Genomic DNA, 16802 nt, shown 5'->3' on the forward strand with positions numbered 1-16802 from the left:
AAAAATGGGAAATAAAACCTCATACTCTGAAGAATTTAAAAAACAAATTGTCATGCTATACAAAAATGGCAAAAGTGTTATTAATTTAGGGAAAGAATATAATTTACCAAAACCAACTATTTATAGTTGAGTTAAAAATTATAATAATTCTGGTTCATTTAAAGCAAAAGACAATCGCACACTAGAAGAAAATGAAATAATAACTTTACGAAAAGAACTTAAAGACTTAAAAATGGAAAATGACATTTTAAAGCAAGCCGCGCTGATAATGGCCAAAAAATAACAATAATTAATAGCAATAAGAAAAAATATTCGATAAGAAAAATGTGTAAATTATTAAATATTTCAAAATCCAATTACTATTATCAAATTAATAAATACACAAGAAAAATAGTGAATAATTATAATCAAGAAATTATCAGTGCCAGTGCATTTAACGAAAACCGCCAAGTCTATGGAGCTCGAAAAATCAAAGTAGTATTAGCTCATAAAAGTATTAACCTATCTAGACGCAAAATTAGAAACATTATGAAAAACAATAATTTGATATCAAAGTACACAAAAACAAGACTTAAATGCAAAAATATTCAAGTAAATAATGATTCAGTAAATAACATTGTAAACCGAGACTTTAATAATAGAAAAATAAATGAAATTATCGTTAGTGACTTAACTTATATAAAAGTAGGTTTTAAATGATTTTATGTATGTCTCCTAATTGATTTGTATAATCGCGAGATTGTTGGTTATAGTTCCGGACCAAATAAAAATACGGAGTTGGTTTATCAAGCTATTATGCGAATTGCTAGATCATTATCAAAAATTGAAATATTTCATACCGACCGAGGTAATGAGTTTAAAAATAATATAATTGATCAATTATTATCTACATTTAAAATTCAAAGATCATTGAGTGCGAAGGGTTGTCCATATGATAATGCAGTTGCTGAAGCAACTTATAAAGTTTTTAAAACAGAATTTATTAATGGTAGAAAATTCAATGATCTTGCGCAATTAGAACTTGAATTATTTGATTACATTAATTGATACAATAATCTTAGAATACATGGCAGTTTAAATTATTTATCTCCAGTTACTTTTAGAAAACAAATGTCTATATAAAAATTGTCCTAAAAAGGGTTGCCGATCCACGCAACCGACTTCATAACCTTTAATTTTATCTACTATTTTGATAATATTATTTTTTAGGAGAAGTATAAATGTTAGATAAACACAAATATAAAAATGAATTTTATAGTTTAGTGGGCATAAAATGTTATAGTTATGTACCAAGTCTATTATTTAAATCTCTGAAAATGAAAATACCAACACAAAGGTTTAACGCCAAACCAACAAACAACGGTATTATATTTTAATGAATAAAAAATTAAAGAAAAATGTCATAAGTTTATATAAAATTCATTTTAAGGTTGTTATGTTGATAATTTTTTTTATTTTATTTCATCAAGAGTTTTCTGCAAAATTAAAAAAATGTTTTGTATTAAATATATATAAATTTGTGATATAAATAAATTGTTATTAATTTAGTAGTAAAATTTGTTTTGCTATTAATCTTTTATATTTTAAGTATTAATTAAGAAAATATTGTAATTGGGTGGAACTAATGAAATTAAAAATTAATTGAAAACAATATTGAGATTGAGAATTTAATAAAAAAGTTTTACGGATGATACTACCTTTGATTTTGCAAAGTTTGATTGTTGCTTTTATTAATGTTTTAGATACAATTTTTATTTCAATTTTTAGTCCTGAACAATTAACTGGTTTAGGTTTAACGAATGATATGTTTCTTTTATTAATTTATAGTTTTTGAGCGATTTCCGGCGCCGGGGGTATTTATACAACGCAATATTTAGGGAAAAAGAATTATGCTAAAGTTGCGGAAACCACAAGAATAAAATTAATTTTGGCACTTATTTTGGCAATAATTTATTTTACTTTAATATCAACATTAAGAACATCATTAATTAATATTATTTTGAATTTAGATAATCATTTGCCAAAAGATAATAAAAACTTGATTTCTAAATCTGCAAATGATTATTTGCAAATTATTAATTATACAACTTGGTTTTTAGGTATTTCGTTAGTTTTTTATAATACAATGTATGAGTGTGGTGATGCTTGAACGTCTTTATATATTAACTTTTTGCCTTTAACAATTAAGGTGATTTTAAATCTGATTTTTATTAAACTTTTTGATTGAGGTGTTGTTGGTGCTGCGTGGTCAACATTTATTGCTCGGGTTTGTGAATTTATTGTTGTAATTGCTTTTATAGTTTGAAAAAAGCCAGTTTATTATCCAGGATGAAAAATTTGAAAAACAACATTAGATTTGTGAAAAAAAATTATGAAAAACTTTGTGTTTATTTTTATGGCGAATGCCTTGTTTGCTCTTTCTTCTTTTGTGCAAAAGATGATTATTTTAAAAGAAGGATTTTTAGATCATTCTTATCAAGCGGCAATTTTAACATTTAGTATTGTTGGCGTGTTTTATTCATTTTTTAATGGTTATTATGTTGCTGTTCCATATTTTGTTGGCCGGGAGTTAGGAGCTAATCATATTGCTAAAGCAAAAGTTAATTTTTATAAAATTTTAGGTTTTGGTTTAATTTTAAATGCCACGATTGCTTTATTAATCATATTTAGTTCGCCATTTATTCTTAATTTTTTTATAGGAAATCCGGCAGTTATTTATGTTGCTAAGTGGTATTTAGCTTTTCAAGGGATAGCGTTCTTTTTCTTGTCAACATCAATTATTTTCTTTAATATTTTAAGAATTGGTGGTAAAAATTTGTTATCAAGTTTAATTGATATTCTTTGCACTTGGGTTTTTATTGTTGGGTTAACTTGATTTGCATTTACAATTTTTAAACCTAATAATTATGAAGTGTTTTCTGAGAATTGAGTAATGGTGACAATAATTGTATTTTTAATTGTTTCTTTAGCTGAGATTATTCAATTTTCAATATTAATTATTACCGTGTGAAAAGTTAATTGAGCTAATAATTTAGTAAAACAATAAATTAAAGGGATGTTTAAGAGTGATTAAAGATGTTATGGATGTTAAAATTAAGTTTGGACAGCAAATTAGACAATTACGAGTAAATTTACATTTGTCGCAAGAAGAATTAGCATATGAATGTGATTTAAATAAAAATTATATTTCTGATATTGAGCGCGGCGAAAGAAACATTTCTTTACAAAGTATTGCTAAACTTGCTAAAGGTTTGCAAGTATCATTATCGGAATTATTTGATTTTGATTATCAAATTTAAACGCTACAATATACTTTAAAGAGAGGGTGTAATTATTTCACAGTGATTATTTGGTTGAACAAAACCAGAATATTTATGGATATTTTTTGTTATTTTTGCAAGTGTTAATTTTTTTGCTTCCGTGCGGATGATTAAATATTTATCGGCGTTAAAGATACGAACAAAAATGTCGGCGGCGGTTGCTGGAGTATTATTATTATCAATTATAACTTCATTGCCAGAACTTGTATCAGCGATAACAGCAGGCGCTTTAGGCAGTCCTGAAGTCAGTATGGGTGATGTCATGGGGGCAAATTTATTTTCAGGAGCGATGTTAGCAGTTGCTGATATTATTTTTATTCGTTATTTATTTTTTAAAAAAATAAATAACTCTAATCGCTTTATTATTTATTTAATGATTGGAATTAATATAATTTTAGTATTAGCTTTAATGCCGATTAAAACATTTTATTTTATGCGTTTAACAATTCCTCATATTAATGTTTCTTGACCATTTTTAGTTTTGTTATTAGTTTATATAGGATTTTTAATAATTATGTTTAAAGGATTTCATGATGAGGAAAAAGAACTTAAAACTAAAAAAGATGTTGGTTTAAAAAAAATATCATTAAAGGTGATTATAATTTTTTTTGTTATTTCTGTTATTGGCTTAGTTCTTTCTTCAATAGTATTAGTTGCAGTTATTGATAATTTTGATAATGTTTATGGGGTTAAAAAAGAATCAGCAGGAGCGATTTTTTTAGGAATGACAACAGCCTTACCAGAAGTAGTATCATTATTTTCTTTAACGAGGATTGGTTATGGTAATGTTGCAATTGCCGGAATTATTGGTAGTCATCTTTTTAATTCAATTATTTACTTTGTTGCTGATATTGTTAATCATCCTGTCGGAAGTTTAGAACATTTAGCAAATGGTAATATGATGAATTTAATATCATTATTTGTTATTGCGATTTTGTTATTGTTAACAATTATTATTTTTACTGTTAAAACAATTTCTCGTTGAAGTAGTGATAAAATTTTTACAGGAATAACTTCTGGAATAATTGTAATACTTTATGGTTTTAATATTGTTTTTCAAATTTTACAAAGTCAATATCATTTTTTATAATTTTATCTTATTTTGAAAATCCACATAAATATGGCCCAACTTATTGTAACTTACCCACTATCCAATTATTTTTTAGAAAATATTGATAATCCACAAGATTTATTTAAAAGCAATACTATTTTTAAGGAATTTATCAAAAAATAACTGAACGAATGTTAAATACGGAAATTAAAGATCATCTTGAAACTGATGAGAATCATAATAAAAGAAATGGCAGAACACAAAAAACCATTATTACTAAAAATGGTTCAATTGCAATTGATGTACCGATGTACCACGAGATCGAAATAGTACTTTTGAACCAGTAATTATTCCAAAAAGACAAAGAAAATTTGATAACTTTGATCAAAAAGTAATTTCTTTATATGCAAGAGGAATGACAATTTCTGATATCAAAGCACAATTGCAAGAATTCTATCACGGAGCAGAAAAAGTTTCGGGGCTGTCCAATTAACTGTGTCTCTAAGTAATTAACTTAAATTCGCTCTGTCTTTAAATTTTACTTCTAAAAAATAATAAGCAGCTTTATTAAAGTTTATCAAGGTTTTTTACTTTTTTTATCATTTTCTGTTCTTCTTCTTTTAAATATAATTCAGAATTAATTATCGAGACACAGAATTTTAGACAGGCTCTTTATATTTAAATAGTAAAAATACTTAGATTAATAATCCTCTAAGTCTTTTTACTTATTTTTAATATATACTTAATTTATTATTAAATAATACGGTTATATCATTCAACAATTAAAGATTCATTAATTTCAGAACTTAATTCATTTCTTTCGGGATAACGAAGGTAAGTTCCAACAATGTTTTTGCGATCAAAACTAATAAATTCCAATGTTCCGGCATTTAATTCAATTGCTTCTAACACTTTTGGGTTTTTCTTAGAATTTTCTTTAATTGTAATCTTATCATTAACTGATACACGATAAGAAGGGATATTAACTTCCTTATCATTTACTAATATATGACTATGATTAACTAATTGGCGGGCCGCACTTCTTGTTCTTGCTAAACCTAAACGATAAACAATGTTATCTAAACGAGATTCTAATAAAATTAAAAAATTAGTTCCTGTAACACCACTAATTTTTTTAGCTTTTAAAAATGTATTTCGAAATTGTTTTTCATTTAAACCATACATATATCTTACTTTTTGTTTTTCTTGTTGTTGTAAACCATAGTTAGATAGTTTTCTTCTTCTTGCTCCGTGTTGTCCTGGGGCGGTTGTGCGTTTTTTTCCTTTAGAAAACTCTTTTCCAGTTTCTAAAATTGAAAACCCAACTCTTCTTGAAATTCTAAAAATAGCGCCTGTATATCTTGACATAATAAAAACTCCCTTATCAATATTTGACATTATAAAATCAGTTAGTTTAAATTAAACTCTAATTAAGATAGATTACTATTCGCCATCGCAGCAAAGGCTACTTAAAGTAAAAAATTAAGCAATCTATTTGCAACTTAATTATGTTTAAAAGCTGTGATTTAATTGTCTTTAACCATTATATAAATTACTTCTTTAAATGTCAATACAATGGATAGGTTACGGTTGTGTAAAGTACACACTTATGTTAGTTTTACACAAAATCAATAAATAAATACGATCTCATTTATTTATTGCAAAAAAATTTAAAAGGGAACGACAAATAAATGTTACCAAAAATACTTATTAATTTTAATTATGGCAAATTTTCAACTATACAATTTATTTTTTTCTTTCAAAACAATCAAACTAAGTTAATTAGTAAACAAAGTTTACTAACAAAACTTATTAAACATTTAAATCTGCGATATATAAGTGTTTAAAAAACTAAGTTAACTAACTTAGTTAATATAACTTAGTTTATCTATAAGAAAGGAAATTTATTATGAAAAACATTGAAAACATTTTCTTAAATACTAAAAAATATCTTTTAAAAGAAACGCAAAACGCAATGCTTATTAAAGCACCAAAAATACCATGATTTAATGAACAAATCGGTATTTGGTTTGCAAAGCGATTTGTTTATAAAGGAAAATACGAAAATTCAATTTGCATTGGAATAATAAAAGATAGTAAATATCAAGTAATTTCAATTAATCAACAAGAGCAAGAAACCAAATTAATTAAGGGACAAGAATTATTAGGTTTTTTCATTGCCGAAAAAGAAAACAACAAAAAAGATATAAATTATAACTATTTTAAAGGAGTTTAAAAATGAATATTGCGATTAGAATAATATTTATTATCATTTGCACAATGCTATTGGCATATTTTGCTTATAAAATTTATGCCAAAATAAAAATGCGAATTAAATATAAAAATGTCATTAAAAATAATACTGGTAATTTCACAAAAGATGAAAAGATATTTATTGCTCGCTTTGAAGAATGGGTTAAAGCTCCTAATTTAAAAAAAATAACGAGGACAAAAAATAATGTTTTGAAAAATTATTATGAAATTTTTAGAGCTGTTTGTTCCGATAGAAAAAATGCCTGCACAAGTTGCGTTTATTGCCGGATTAATTATTATCATTATTTTTCTTTTCGCCTTAATTTCAATTATGTATTTACCAATAAAAATGATTTTTGGGAGATAAAAAATGACAATAAATTTAAAAGAATTTAATTGGGAACAAATTAAACAAACTTTCTGAGATTTATTTATTCAAATTACAACTATTCCGGCTCACATTACTGGTGGTAAAGAAATTAAATTAACCGAAGCACCATTTTAACTTTTAATAGCAAATATTGCTTTTTGATTCTTAACAGCGATTATGGTGTGATTTATTTTAATGCTGCTTTGAAAAAGCATATCAGTATTTAGATAGAAACAAAAGTAATGTCAAGAAGTTACATTGTGATGCATTCCAAAAGAAATTCAAAATTAATTAGAAAAAAATATAACCGTGTTAAGGTTAATCGTGGTTTTAACAAATTTAAGAAAAAATTTGAATATAAATGATGAATGTTTTAAAAAGAAAGGGGGTGATTATATGATTGGAACTTTCTTGGCCAACGAACCCCGCCAGCAAAAGTAGAAAAAATAACAGCTGGTGACGCGATGACTAAATTGTGAAATGCAATTATAACGGCGTTTACTAAAATATGAAAAATTATTGCTGTGGTTAATATGCCACAAGTCAGTAACTTCTTTGTTGACTATTGAATATTCATTTTTCCATTTATTTTGGCAATATTCTTTATTTGTTTTAAAATGTTTGAAAAATTACTTGGAGCAGTCCGCTAATAAAAAAATAAAGTGAGGCGCAAGATGAAATTTTGCAAATGAATAATAGAAAAAAATAACCATTTTATTGAATTAAATCGCACTTCATTTTTAATTTTATGACATTGCGGAGCAATTTGATATATTTACAACGGTTATTTTAAAAATATTGTAAGTTATTTATTTTTAGCAGGTTGTATTTTAATTTTCTTTTTTAAAATCGGTAATTTAACACAAATTAACAAAGTTATTAATTTCTTAAAAAATTCACCGTTAAATATTGTGATTGGTTCATTAGGAACTGGAAAAACCGCCCTTCTAGTATACGCATTAAAATTACTAAAAAAGAAGAAATATCACATCGCATCAACCTTTCCATTACTAGAAACCCAAAAATTAAGTTTAGGCCATATGGGATTATTAGACTTTGATTATCCGGTATTGCCAGACAAAACCTTACTGTTATGAGATGAAACCAATTTATTTTTAGAAGGAACGGATTGAGAAAAAAATAATGCCAAAAACGAAGAAATCGGTATCCAAGAATATTTCGCTCTGGCACGCCATTTCGGTCATATTGTGCTCGCTAGTGGTAGTGGTAGTGGCCAAAGAGATAAACATATTTGATTTAAAGTTCATGATATTGCCAATAATGTGATTGCGGCAATTCGTAAAAAACCCGTTAATATTTTTCGTCCCTACTTAAAAGTTGTCTATGGTACTGTTACGAACATTGAAGAATATGAACGCTGACGAAACACCTTAATTGATGCTAAAAATAGTAAAAAGGGTCGTCGCATTAAATATCGTGATATTACTGAACTTGATATTTATTTTTTTAAACTAAAAATTCCTCTACCAATACTTAACACTTACAATTCTTTTTACCTAGCATTTTTAAGAGATTACTTAAATTCAAAAGTAAATCCTGACTATGAAGATAAATACTATACTGACACCGCAATTGATTTAGAAGACTTAGAATACTTAAAAATGGATAAATTTAGCAAATTTTTAAGAAAAATGAAAGAAAAGGAATAATAAAAAATGGCAAATCTCGCAAAAATGGCCGACTTTCTCGCCCAAATGCTTTATAAATTTTTTGACTTAATTTGAAGTTTAGAAGTGCCGGGAACGAATATTCAATTAATATTTCCTCTATTCTTAACGTTGGCTGTAGAATTTCTTATGGCAATTATTCTTGGATTTGGTAGTCAACAAGTTAATTTAGAAAAACAACGCTAATATGCTGTTAAAAATAAGGGTCGTTTAAGCGCGTGAGGAAAAGCTAAAAAACAAATACAACCAATAAACCCAAATAAAATTAATAAAAAACAAAAAATCAATAAAACCAAAACAAGGTAAGCAACAATGTTTAAACTAATTATTATTTTTATCTTAATAAATGTTCTTGGGCTATTGGCTGGTAGTCATTTTGAAACTTTAACAAACTATATTAGCGAAGGACTTGCCAATTTCTAAAAATTTATTACTAGCAATTTAACAATTTTAGAATTATTTAAACCGATGGCTCGAACATTTTCGCAACATCCAATCTTTACCATTCTGGGTGTCACTTGTGTCTTTGGTTAAATCAATTTTTTTACCAGAAAATCACGCCGGAATAGTTGTAATTTGGATAAATAAATCTCAAAAATACAATTTTGTCATTTCTCAATCTAAATCTTTTCAAGCAACTAAAAACATAATAATTACCGCTTAAAAGGTCAAAAGAGTAGAAAAATAATTGCTGAGAAGAGCATTACAATTATTAAAATTGAAAACAAAAATACCACTTGGGGTGGTTAAATCAGCGGTTGGATAAATTAATTCAATTAACTCAATAATTATTTTTTTAAATATTTTCTAAACCTACTTTTTAATTTCTTTTTCATCTTGTTCTAATAAATTTCGCTTAAACTTTACAATAAATATTCGTTGTGCATAAGTAAAATCTTTTGGCAACTGTTTTGCTTCACTACCATATTTCTTTTTATTTTTAAAAAACCGATAAATATTAACTGCAATACAATATGCTAGTAATAATGTTAAAATCGTAAAAAATACTAATCCAAATATACTCATCTTTCTTTTCTCCTTAATTTTTTAATCTTTTAATATGCAATATCAACACAAAGTCAATTATCACCGACTAAATCAGTTCTAACAGATTCAACTGCAGATTTAGAAGCTCAAATTTTTTGTTTTAATCCAGTTTTTTTATTAATAGAATATATAAAATTTCGACAATAATTTTTGGGTGGTTCATCCACATTAACTCACATTTTCATTTCTAAAACTCCAAAACTATTTTTTTATTACTACACCAAATCAAAAAAATTGCAATAACTTAATTAAATAACTCAACTCATCCATAACTATAGCGGGCGGAGCATACGCTTTCCGCGCCGCTCTACCACTATAAACATCAACCAAGATAGATTGTTTTGTGGAGTTTTTTTATTTACCTTTATTCTTAAGGCGCCTTAAAATACCTTTAAAATTAATTTTTAAAATAATCAAAACTTACAACCTTTTTATCATGTTCTTTTTCAGCAACAAAAAAATTTAACAATTCTTGTCCTATAATCAAATTAGACTCCTGCCCTTTCTTATTAACTGAAACCAACTGATGCTCACCATTTCTAATTATTCCAATACAAATAGAATTTTAATATTTTTCTTTATAAACAAATCGCTTTGAAAATCAAATACCAATAGGATTACTAAATCACGGAATTTCTGGTGCTTTAATAAAAATTGCGTTTTGTGTTTTTTTAAAAGATATTTTTTAGTATTTAAAAAAATATTTTCAATATTTCTCACACACATACCTTCCTTATAAATATATTTAGTTATATTAAACTAAGTTATATTTATCTTAGTTATCTAACTAAGTTAAATATTTATTTTTTTTAAACATTTATATTTAACAAAATTTGTTAGTAAACTTCGTTTACTAATTAACTTAGTTTATTACTATTACTATCAAGGCACAAAAAAATACAAGACATAACTAAAAATAATAAGTGTTAATTTAAACCTTATATTTCTTGTAATAAATAAATGAGCTCATATTTATTTATTAATTAACAGCAAACTTGTAAAAACCAAAATCTTGTCATATGTATATGGTTTCTACACCTTTTCCATTGGATCCAATTGACAAAGATAGAAATTTAATAAAAACTAGTAATATTAATGATTATGATATCGGTTATTTAGCAGAAGCAAGTGCAGTCGGAGCTGGTTTTGAAAACTTTTACAATAATGACAACATTGAAAAAGTTATTCGTTATTTATCAAATGAAAAGTTAGATACTAAATTTGAAAATGGTTATCAATTAGAAAAAAACAAAACTAGTGATGTTAATACCAGTGCTGGTTGATTTCATTTTATTATTCAGCAAAAACGCTTTAATGATTTAAATGGGAATACTCAAATGCCATTTTATCAACATAAATTTATCTATGTTGATAAAAATAAAAGTTCAAATTATCAGTATTTTTTAAATTCAGTTGATAGTAAAGGCGCGAATGATTTTTGGAATACAACACAAGGAAGACATCTAAAAAATTACATGATTAACTGTAAAAAGTGAAACACAGACAATGATTTAGCAAAATTAAATTTTGAAGCAATGTTATCATATTGACGAGATTATGTTTCTGATATTCGTAATCATTTAGCAGTCAATGAAAGTATCAATAATTTTAAGTCACTAAATGATTTAAATATTAGTGCTTTAAAAATGAATGCCAAAAATATTAAAACTATTAGAGATAAAATTAATAAATATGTTTGACAAGAAATAAATAAAATCAGTTTATTAGCAATAATAAACAAAGATTATATTATTCAAATATATAAAAATCAGCAATGACAAAAATTAACTGATGATAATTTAAATGAACTAATAACTAATTATCAAGAACAAACAAAAGCAACAATGATAAGAATTAAAGCACTAAATACATCAATGATACTAATCGGGGAAACAAACCAATTTAAATTTATTAATAACTTAAATTATGATGAAAGTAGAGTCATTGATTTAAGTAAAATTAAGTATCAAAATCAAGAATATAATTTTAAAGATAAAACAAAAGATAATATTTTTAATAATTATATTATGGAATATATTAAACAAGGTTTTAAGATTAATAAATTAGATGAAATATTAGTGCTAGATATTGATTATCAAATATCATCGCAAGGATTAAATGGCAAAAAAATTAACATTAACGATAATGAATTACAGGAATTTAAGGATTGTACAATTAACTGTGTCTCTAAGTAATTAACTTAAATTCACTCTGTCCTCAAATTTTATCATTAAATGTGAAATTGCACTATCCCAATTTTGAATTGGCATCGTTCATTTCTTAACCATATTTTGAAATGCTAAATAAAATATTTTAAAAACTGATGCGTCATTAGGAAAAATCTTTTTATTTTTAACGACTTTTCTTGGTTGACTATTAACAGACTCTATTGCATTAGTTGTATAAATAATTCTCCTAAATTCTTGAGGATATTCAAGAAAAATTATTAAATTATTTCAGTTATTTTTTCATGATTTAGCAATTTGGGGGTATTTTTTATCTCACTTTTCAGCAAAATTGTCTAAAGCAACCAACGATATTTCTTCATTAATTGCTGTATAAATTGATTTTAAATCATTAGCTACAAGTTTGCGATCTTTGTGAGGAACAAATTTTAAACTATTACGAATTTGATGAACAATGCATAATTGGTGCTGTGTTTTTAGAAAAACAGCTTCTATTGCATCAGACATCCCGGTTAAATTATCACTATAAACAACAAGAATATCTTGTAAGCCACGATTTTTCATTTCCGTAAGGGGATTGGTGTTAAGTCAAAATTTGGCTCCCTTCATTCTCGCTAATTCACATTCCTAAAATATCTTTTAAACCATCTAAATTAATTCCTAAGGCAAGATATACTGCTTTGTTTATTATTCGTTTATCTTGTTTTACTTTAACAACACAACAATACAATCAAAATAAACAATCGGATAAATCTTCTCTAAAGGTTTAGTTTGCCACACTTTAACTTCTTCAATAACATCATCAGTTATTTGACTAATTAAACTTTCTGAAATTTCTGTTCCATGATAGAATTCTTGCAATTGTGCTTTGATATCAGAAATTGTCATTCCTTTTGCATATAAGAAAATTACTTTTTGATCAAAGTTATTAAATTTTCTTTGTCTTTTTGGAATAATTACTGGTTCAAAAGTATTGTTTCGATCTCTTGGTACATCAATTACGATTGAACCATTTTTAGTAATAATGGTTTTTTGTGTTCTGCCATTTCTTTTATTATGATTCTCGCCAGTCTCAAGGCGATTTTTAATTTCCGTATTTAACATTCGTTCAATTAATTTTTTGGTAAATTCCTGAAAAATAGTCTTGCTTTTAAATAAATCTTGTGGATTATCAATATTTTCTAAAAAATAATCAGCAACTTTATCAATTTTATCAGGGGGTTTTTGCTTTTTTATAATTTTTTGTTCTACTTCTTCTGAATAGAATTAAGAATGAATTATCGAGACACAGAATTTTGGACAGCTCCGATTTTTTATGTTTTAGTTATCAACATATATTATATAAAATTATGTATGTTATAATTAAAAAAATCTTATTCATTTTGAAAAGAGGGAAAATATTAATGTTAATTAAAAAACTTTATAAAACATATAAAACCATTGTTGATCAAGAAATTACTTTAAAAGGTTGAGTACGAACCAATCGCAATTCTGGTAAAGTAGGTTTTATTAGTTTAAATGATGGCAGTTATTTGGATAGTATTCAAGTTGTTTATAATCAAGAAATTAAAAATTTTAATGAAATTAAAAGCTTGCGAACAGGTTCTTCAATTGCAGTAACAGGAGTATTAATTTTGCCAGATAAAGGTAATGAATTGTTTGAAATTAAAGCAACAAATATAAAAATATATAATAATGTTATGGAGCAATATCCATTACAAAAAAAAGAACATTCTAATGAATATTTACGAGAAATTGCTCATTTAAGAGCACGAACTAATAAGTTTTGAGCTATTTTTAAGATTAGAAGTAGTGTTAGTTATGCAATTCATTGTTTTTTTCAAGGAAATGACTTTTTATATTTGCATTCACCAATTATTACTAGTAATGATGCTGAAGGTGCAGGTGAAGCGTTTATTGTGACAACTCGTGAAGATAATAATTATCAACAAGATTTCTTTTCTAAAAAGGCTAATTTAACTGTTTCTGGACAATTAAATGCTGAAGCATATACACAAGCATTTAATCGTGTTTATACTTTTGGGCCAGCCTTTCGAGCAGAGAAGTCTCATACTTCTCGTCATGTAGCGGAATTTTGAATGGTAGAACCAGAAGTGGCATATAGTTCGTTAGAAGAAAATATGAAATTAGGAGAAGATTTAATTAAATATATTATTAATTATATTTTAGAAAATAATAAAAAAGAATTAAAGTTTTTAAATGATAATGTTGATAATAATTTATTAGATAAACTAAATACAATAATAACTGTTAAGTTTATAGTTATGACTTATGATGATGCGATTATGGAATTAGTTAAAGTTAAAGACTGTTTTGAAAATCAAGATATTAATTGGGGAATGGATTTACAAACTGAACATGAAAGATATTTATGTGAACAATTAACTAATAAACCAATATTTATTACTAATTATCCACAATCTATTAAAGCATTTTATATGAAAACTAATGAGGATAATAAAACTGTTCAAGCGGTGGATTTATTAGTTCCTGGAATTGGTGAATTAATTGGTGGTGGCCAAAGGGAAGATAATTATGAAAAGTTATTATCAAAAATGCAAGCGACTAATTTAGATATTAAAGATTTTCAATGATATTTAAATTTAAGACAGTATGGGTATGTTCCAAGTGGTGGTTTTGGTTTAGGATTAGAAAGATTAATTATGTATTTGACGGGAGTGACAAATATTCGTGATGCTTTACCCTTTCCACGCGTACCTAATAGTTTAGAATTTTAAGAAAAGATAAAGTTTATTAAAAATTTATCTTTTTATATTAGACTTTGGAATGGCAACCCCCTTTTTAGGACATTTTTTATGTAGACTGCCATTTTCTAAATTTAATGGGTATTAAATAATTTAAGCTACCGTGAATTCGAATATTGTTGTATCAATTAACAAAATCAAATAGTTCGCATTTTAATTGTGTTAAATTTTCAAATTTTTTACCCTTAATAAATTCTGTTTTAAAGGTTTTGTAAGTTATTTCAGTCACAGCATTATCATAAGGACAATCTTTATTGTTTAATGATCTTTTAATATTAAAGGTTATTAAAATTTCATCAATGATTTTATTTTTGAACTCATTACCGTGATCGGCATGAAATAAAATTATTTTATTTAATGGTCGTGTTATCTTATGAAAAGCTTGTTGAACTAGTTCAGCGGTTTTGTTTGGCCCAGCATTATAGCCAATTACTTCGCGATTAAATAAGTCGATTAATAAGCAAATATAATGTCATTTTCCTCCAACTTGCACATATGTTAAATCACTAACAACAACTTCATTGGATTTTTTGTCATTAAATTCACGATTTAAAACATTACTAATTTGGGCATTATTAGCTGTTGTTTTATGATTACGATATTTTAATTTGGCGTATTTAGAAACCAAATTATTTTTGATCATAATGCATCTGATTTTTCGCCGCGATAAGATGATATCTTTTTTTATTAAAACAGCTTTAATTTTATGAGCCCCATAAATTTTGCGACTTTTATTAAATGCACTGATAACTTCTTGTTCATAATTATTAACTTGCTTGTTAGTGCATTTATTAGTTTGATAATAATAATAATATGTTGATTTTGATAAACCCGAAATCTTACATATTTTCCTCACTGAATATTTGTTTTTGTTGTTATTAATTATTGTTATTTTTTGGCCATTATCAGTGCCGCTTGCTTTAAAATATCGTTTTCCATTAGTAATTGTTTTAATTCTTTTCGTAAGTAAATTAATTCATTTTCTTCATTACTTTGATATCTTTTGCTTTAAAAGAACCAGAATTATCGAATGATTTTATTCAATTATAAATAGCAGATTTTGAAATACCCTATTCATTAATAATTTCAATAATGATTTTCCCGCTTTGATAAAGCATGACAATTTGTTTTTTAAATTCATCTGTATATGAATTTTTGCCCATTTTTTTATATTCCTACTTTCTTAATAATTTTATTTTATTTGAAAGTCCAAATAAATATGGTCCAACTTATTGTAACCTCTCCATAAACATTTAATTGATTATAAAGACCATTGATTTCTTTTTCTTAAAAATTAGATAATAATGAAATTTTATCACTATTAAAATTTATTAATTTTTCTAATTTTTTGATAGGAAAATAATTAATTAAATTATTGAAAGTAACAACAATATTGTTTGTTAATAATATATCAAGTAATAATAACAAATAATTATGAGCTAAATTTTGATAATATTGTTCAGAAAACTCAAACAATGACATCATCTTATTTGCTAAAATAACTTTATCTTTATTGACAAATAGATTATATTCAGTTATCCCATTTATTTTTCAAATAAAAGTGTTGGGGCCAAGTTTTGAAACTTTGTTAATCAAATCAATATCACCTTTCCCTTCAATAATAATAATTGTAATTTCACAGAATTTAACACTTAACTCTTTTACTATTTGTAATAGTGTTGTTGTTTTAACCACCCCCGGTTGTTACCATAAGAAGTGTGTGTGTTGGTTTAAATTAAATTTTATTAAACCAATATCATTGTTTAATTTAACTAGGTTATTTCGTGGAATTTGTTTAAATTATTGTTCTATTTTGTGTGCTTTTTTCTTTTGTTTATAAGCAAACATATTAAAATGTTTTCATTTTTGATAATCAATAAAACCAGTAAAAATAAATATAATTATTGTGGCAATAATTGTTGAAATTTTTAAGGAAATATCTTTTGCAAAAGCTTTTGCAAAATTGTTTCAAGTAACTTCTTTTAGTTTTATTCTGACATAAGCAAGGTCAACAATTATGTTAATTAAAGTAATAAAAAAGATGAAAGCTAAAATAATTGAAAAAGACAGCAAAACTATTTTTTCAAATTTATTAAGTTTT

General features: G+C 25.6%; 18 protein-coding genes and 3 pseudogenes. 13 read left to right on the plus strand and 8 right to left on the minus strand.

Translation table 4 applies throughout. The features are described from left to right. Positions 1 to 4: 4 nt before the first annotated feature. From AACK93_RS04715 to AACK93_RS08135, 5 genes and pseudogenes are all read left to right on the plus strand, one after another. Positions 5 to 1122 (plus strand): IS3 family transposase gene (locus AACK93_RS04715; RefSeq protein WP_339023934.1). Its coding sequence is split into 2 segments (ribosomal slippage): positions 5 to 248 and positions 248 to 1122, totalling 1119 coding nucleotides; the frame shifts between segments, so codons are not numbered across the junction. A 502-nt stretch (positions 1123 to 1624) separates the two neighbouring features. After that, positions 1625 to 3046, plus strand: coding sequence for an MATE family efflux transporter (locus AACK93_RS04720; protein WP_339023935.1), 1422 nt, complete (start codon positions 1625 to 1627; stop codon positions 3044 to 3046). A 19-nt stretch (positions 3047 to 3065) separates the two neighbouring features. Next, positions 3066 to 3299, plus strand: coding sequence for a helix-turn-helix transcriptional regulator (locus AACK93_RS04725; protein ID WP_339023936.1), 234 nt, complete (start codon positions 3066 to 3068; stop codon positions 3297 to 3299). A 79-nt stretch (positions 3300 to 3378) separates the two neighbouring features. After that, a complete protein-coding gene (locus AACK93_RS04730; protein WP_339025453.1) occupies positions 3379 to 4410 on the plus strand; it encodes a hypothetical protein in 1032 nt (343 codons plus the stop codon). Between the two features lie 30 nt (positions 4411 to 4440). After that, positions 4441 to 4840 (plus strand): annotated as a pseudogene (locus AACK93_RS08135) (transposase); the annotation flags it as partial. A gap of 284 nt (positions 4841 to 5124) precedes the next feature. Here AACK93_RS08135 and rpsD read toward each other — a convergent pair. After that, the gene (gene rpsD, locus AACK93_RS04740) at positions 5125 to 5739 is read right to left on the minus strand and encodes a 30S ribosomal protein S4 (RefSeq protein WP_339023938.1); all 615 of its coding nucleotides are present in this window, start codon (positions 5737 to 5739) and stop codon (positions 5125 to 5127) included. 541 nt (positions 5740 to 6280) lie between these two features. Here rpsD and AACK93_RS04745 point away from each other — a divergent pair. From AACK93_RS04745 to AACK93_RS04770, 6 genes are all read left to right on the plus strand, one after another. Next, positions 6281 to 6607: a hypothetical protein gene (locus tag AACK93_RS04745; protein WP_339023939.1), complete on the plus strand. Its 327-nt coding sequence runs from the start codon at positions 6281 to 6283 to the stop codon at positions 6605 to 6607. Between the two features lie 2 nt (positions 6608 to 6609). Further along, a complete protein-coding gene (locus AACK93_RS04750) occupies positions 6610 to 7020 on the plus strand; it encodes a hypothetical protein (RefSeq protein ID WP_339023940.1) in 411 nt (136 codons plus the stop codon). Further along, positions 6995 to 7129 (plus strand): hypothetical protein, encoded by a 135-nt coding sequence (locus AACK93_RS04755; RefSeq protein ID WP_339023941.1) that lies wholly within the window; start codon positions 6995 to 6997, stop codon positions 7127 to 7129. Before AACK93_RS04750 ends, AACK93_RS04755 begins: the two co-directional genes overlap by 26 nt. Before the next feature lie 338 nt (positions 7130 to 7467). Next, entirely contained in the window at positions 7468 to 7644 is a 177-nt protein-coding gene (locus AACK93_RS04760) for a hypothetical protein (RefSeq protein ID WP_339023942.1), read from the plus strand. 24 nt (positions 7645 to 7668) lie between these two features. Beyond that, a complete protein-coding gene (locus tag AACK93_RS04765) occupies positions 7669 to 8664 on the plus strand; it encodes a hypothetical protein (RefSeq protein ID WP_339023943.1) in 996 nt (331 codons plus the stop codon). Between the two features lie 6 nt (positions 8665 to 8670). Continuing rightward, entirely contained in the window at positions 8671 to 8868 is a 198-nt protein-coding gene (locus AACK93_RS04770) for a hypothetical protein (protein WP_339023944.1), read from the plus strand. Between the two features lie 627 nt (positions 8869 to 9495). Here AACK93_RS04770 and AACK93_RS04775 read toward each other — a convergent pair. The 3 genes from AACK93_RS04775 to AACK93_RS04785 all read right to left on the minus strand — a co-directional run bounded on the left by AACK93_RS04775 (position 9496) and on the right by AACK93_RS04785 (position 10252). Further along, complete coding sequence (locus AACK93_RS04775; RefSeq protein ID WP_339023945.1) at positions 9496 to 9708, minus strand: hypothetical protein; 213 nt, start codon at positions 9706 to 9708, stop codon at positions 9496 to 9498. A gap of 29 nt (positions 9709 to 9737) precedes the next feature. After that, positions 9738 to 9914 carry a hypothetical protein gene (locus AACK93_RS04780; RefSeq protein WP_339023946.1) on the minus strand — a complete coding sequence of 59 codons (177 nt, stop codon included), beginning with the start codon at positions 9912 to 9914 and terminating at the stop codon, positions 9738 to 9740. A 212-nt stretch (positions 9915 to 10126) separates the two neighbouring features. Then, positions 10127 to 10252 carry a hypothetical protein gene (locus AACK93_RS04785; protein WP_339023947.1) on the minus strand — a complete coding sequence of 42 codons (126 nt, stop codon included), beginning with the start codon at positions 10250 to 10252 and terminating at the stop codon, positions 10127 to 10129. A gap of 523 nt (positions 10253 to 10775) precedes the next feature. Between AACK93_RS04785 and AACK93_RS04790 the strand changes: the two genes are divergently transcribed. Beyond that, complete coding sequence (locus tag AACK93_RS04790) at positions 10776 to 11924, plus strand: hypothetical protein (protein ID WP_339023948.1); 1149 nt, start codon at positions 10776 to 10778, stop codon at positions 11922 to 11924. On the opposite strand, the pseudogene AACK93_RS04795 reads toward AACK93_RS04790, so the two are convergent. Then, positions 11925 to 13151, minus strand: a pseudogene (locus AACK93_RS04795) (IS256 family transposase). 167 nt (positions 13152 to 13318) lie between these two features. Between AACK93_RS04795 and asnS the strand changes: the two are divergent. Then, complete coding sequence (gene asnS / locus AACK93_RS04800; RefSeq protein ID WP_339023949.1) at positions 13319 to 14674, plus strand: asparagine--tRNA ligase; 1356 nt, start codon at positions 13319 to 13321, stop codon at positions 14672 to 14674. Between the two features lie 76 nt (positions 14675 to 14750). Here the strand turns inward: asnS and AACK93_RS04805 are convergent. The 3 genes and pseudogenes from AACK93_RS04805 to AACK93_RS04815 all read right to left on the minus strand — a co-directional run bounded on the left by AACK93_RS04805 (position 14751) and on the right by AACK93_RS04815 (position 16774). After that, a pseudogene (locus AACK93_RS04805) lies at positions 14751 to 15864 on the minus strand (IS3 family transposase). Between the two features lie 124 nt (positions 15865 to 15988). Beyond that, entirely contained in the window at positions 15989 to 16396 is a 408-nt protein-coding gene (locus AACK93_RS04810) for a hypothetical protein (protein ID WP_339023950.1), read from the minus strand. Positions 16397 to 16501: 105 nt separating this feature from the next. Next, positions 16502 to 16774 (minus strand): hypothetical protein, encoded by a 273-nt coding sequence (locus AACK93_RS04815; protein ID WP_339023951.1) that lies wholly within the window; start codon positions 16772 to 16774, stop codon positions 16502 to 16504. Between the last annotated feature and the right edge of the window lie 28 nt (positions 16775 to 16802).

Origin of the sequence: Spiroplasma endosymbiont of Agriotes lineatus, assembly GCF_964019485.1 — a bacterium.
Lineage (GTDB): Bacteria > Bacillota_I > Bacilli_A > Mycoplasmatales > Nriv7 > Nriv7.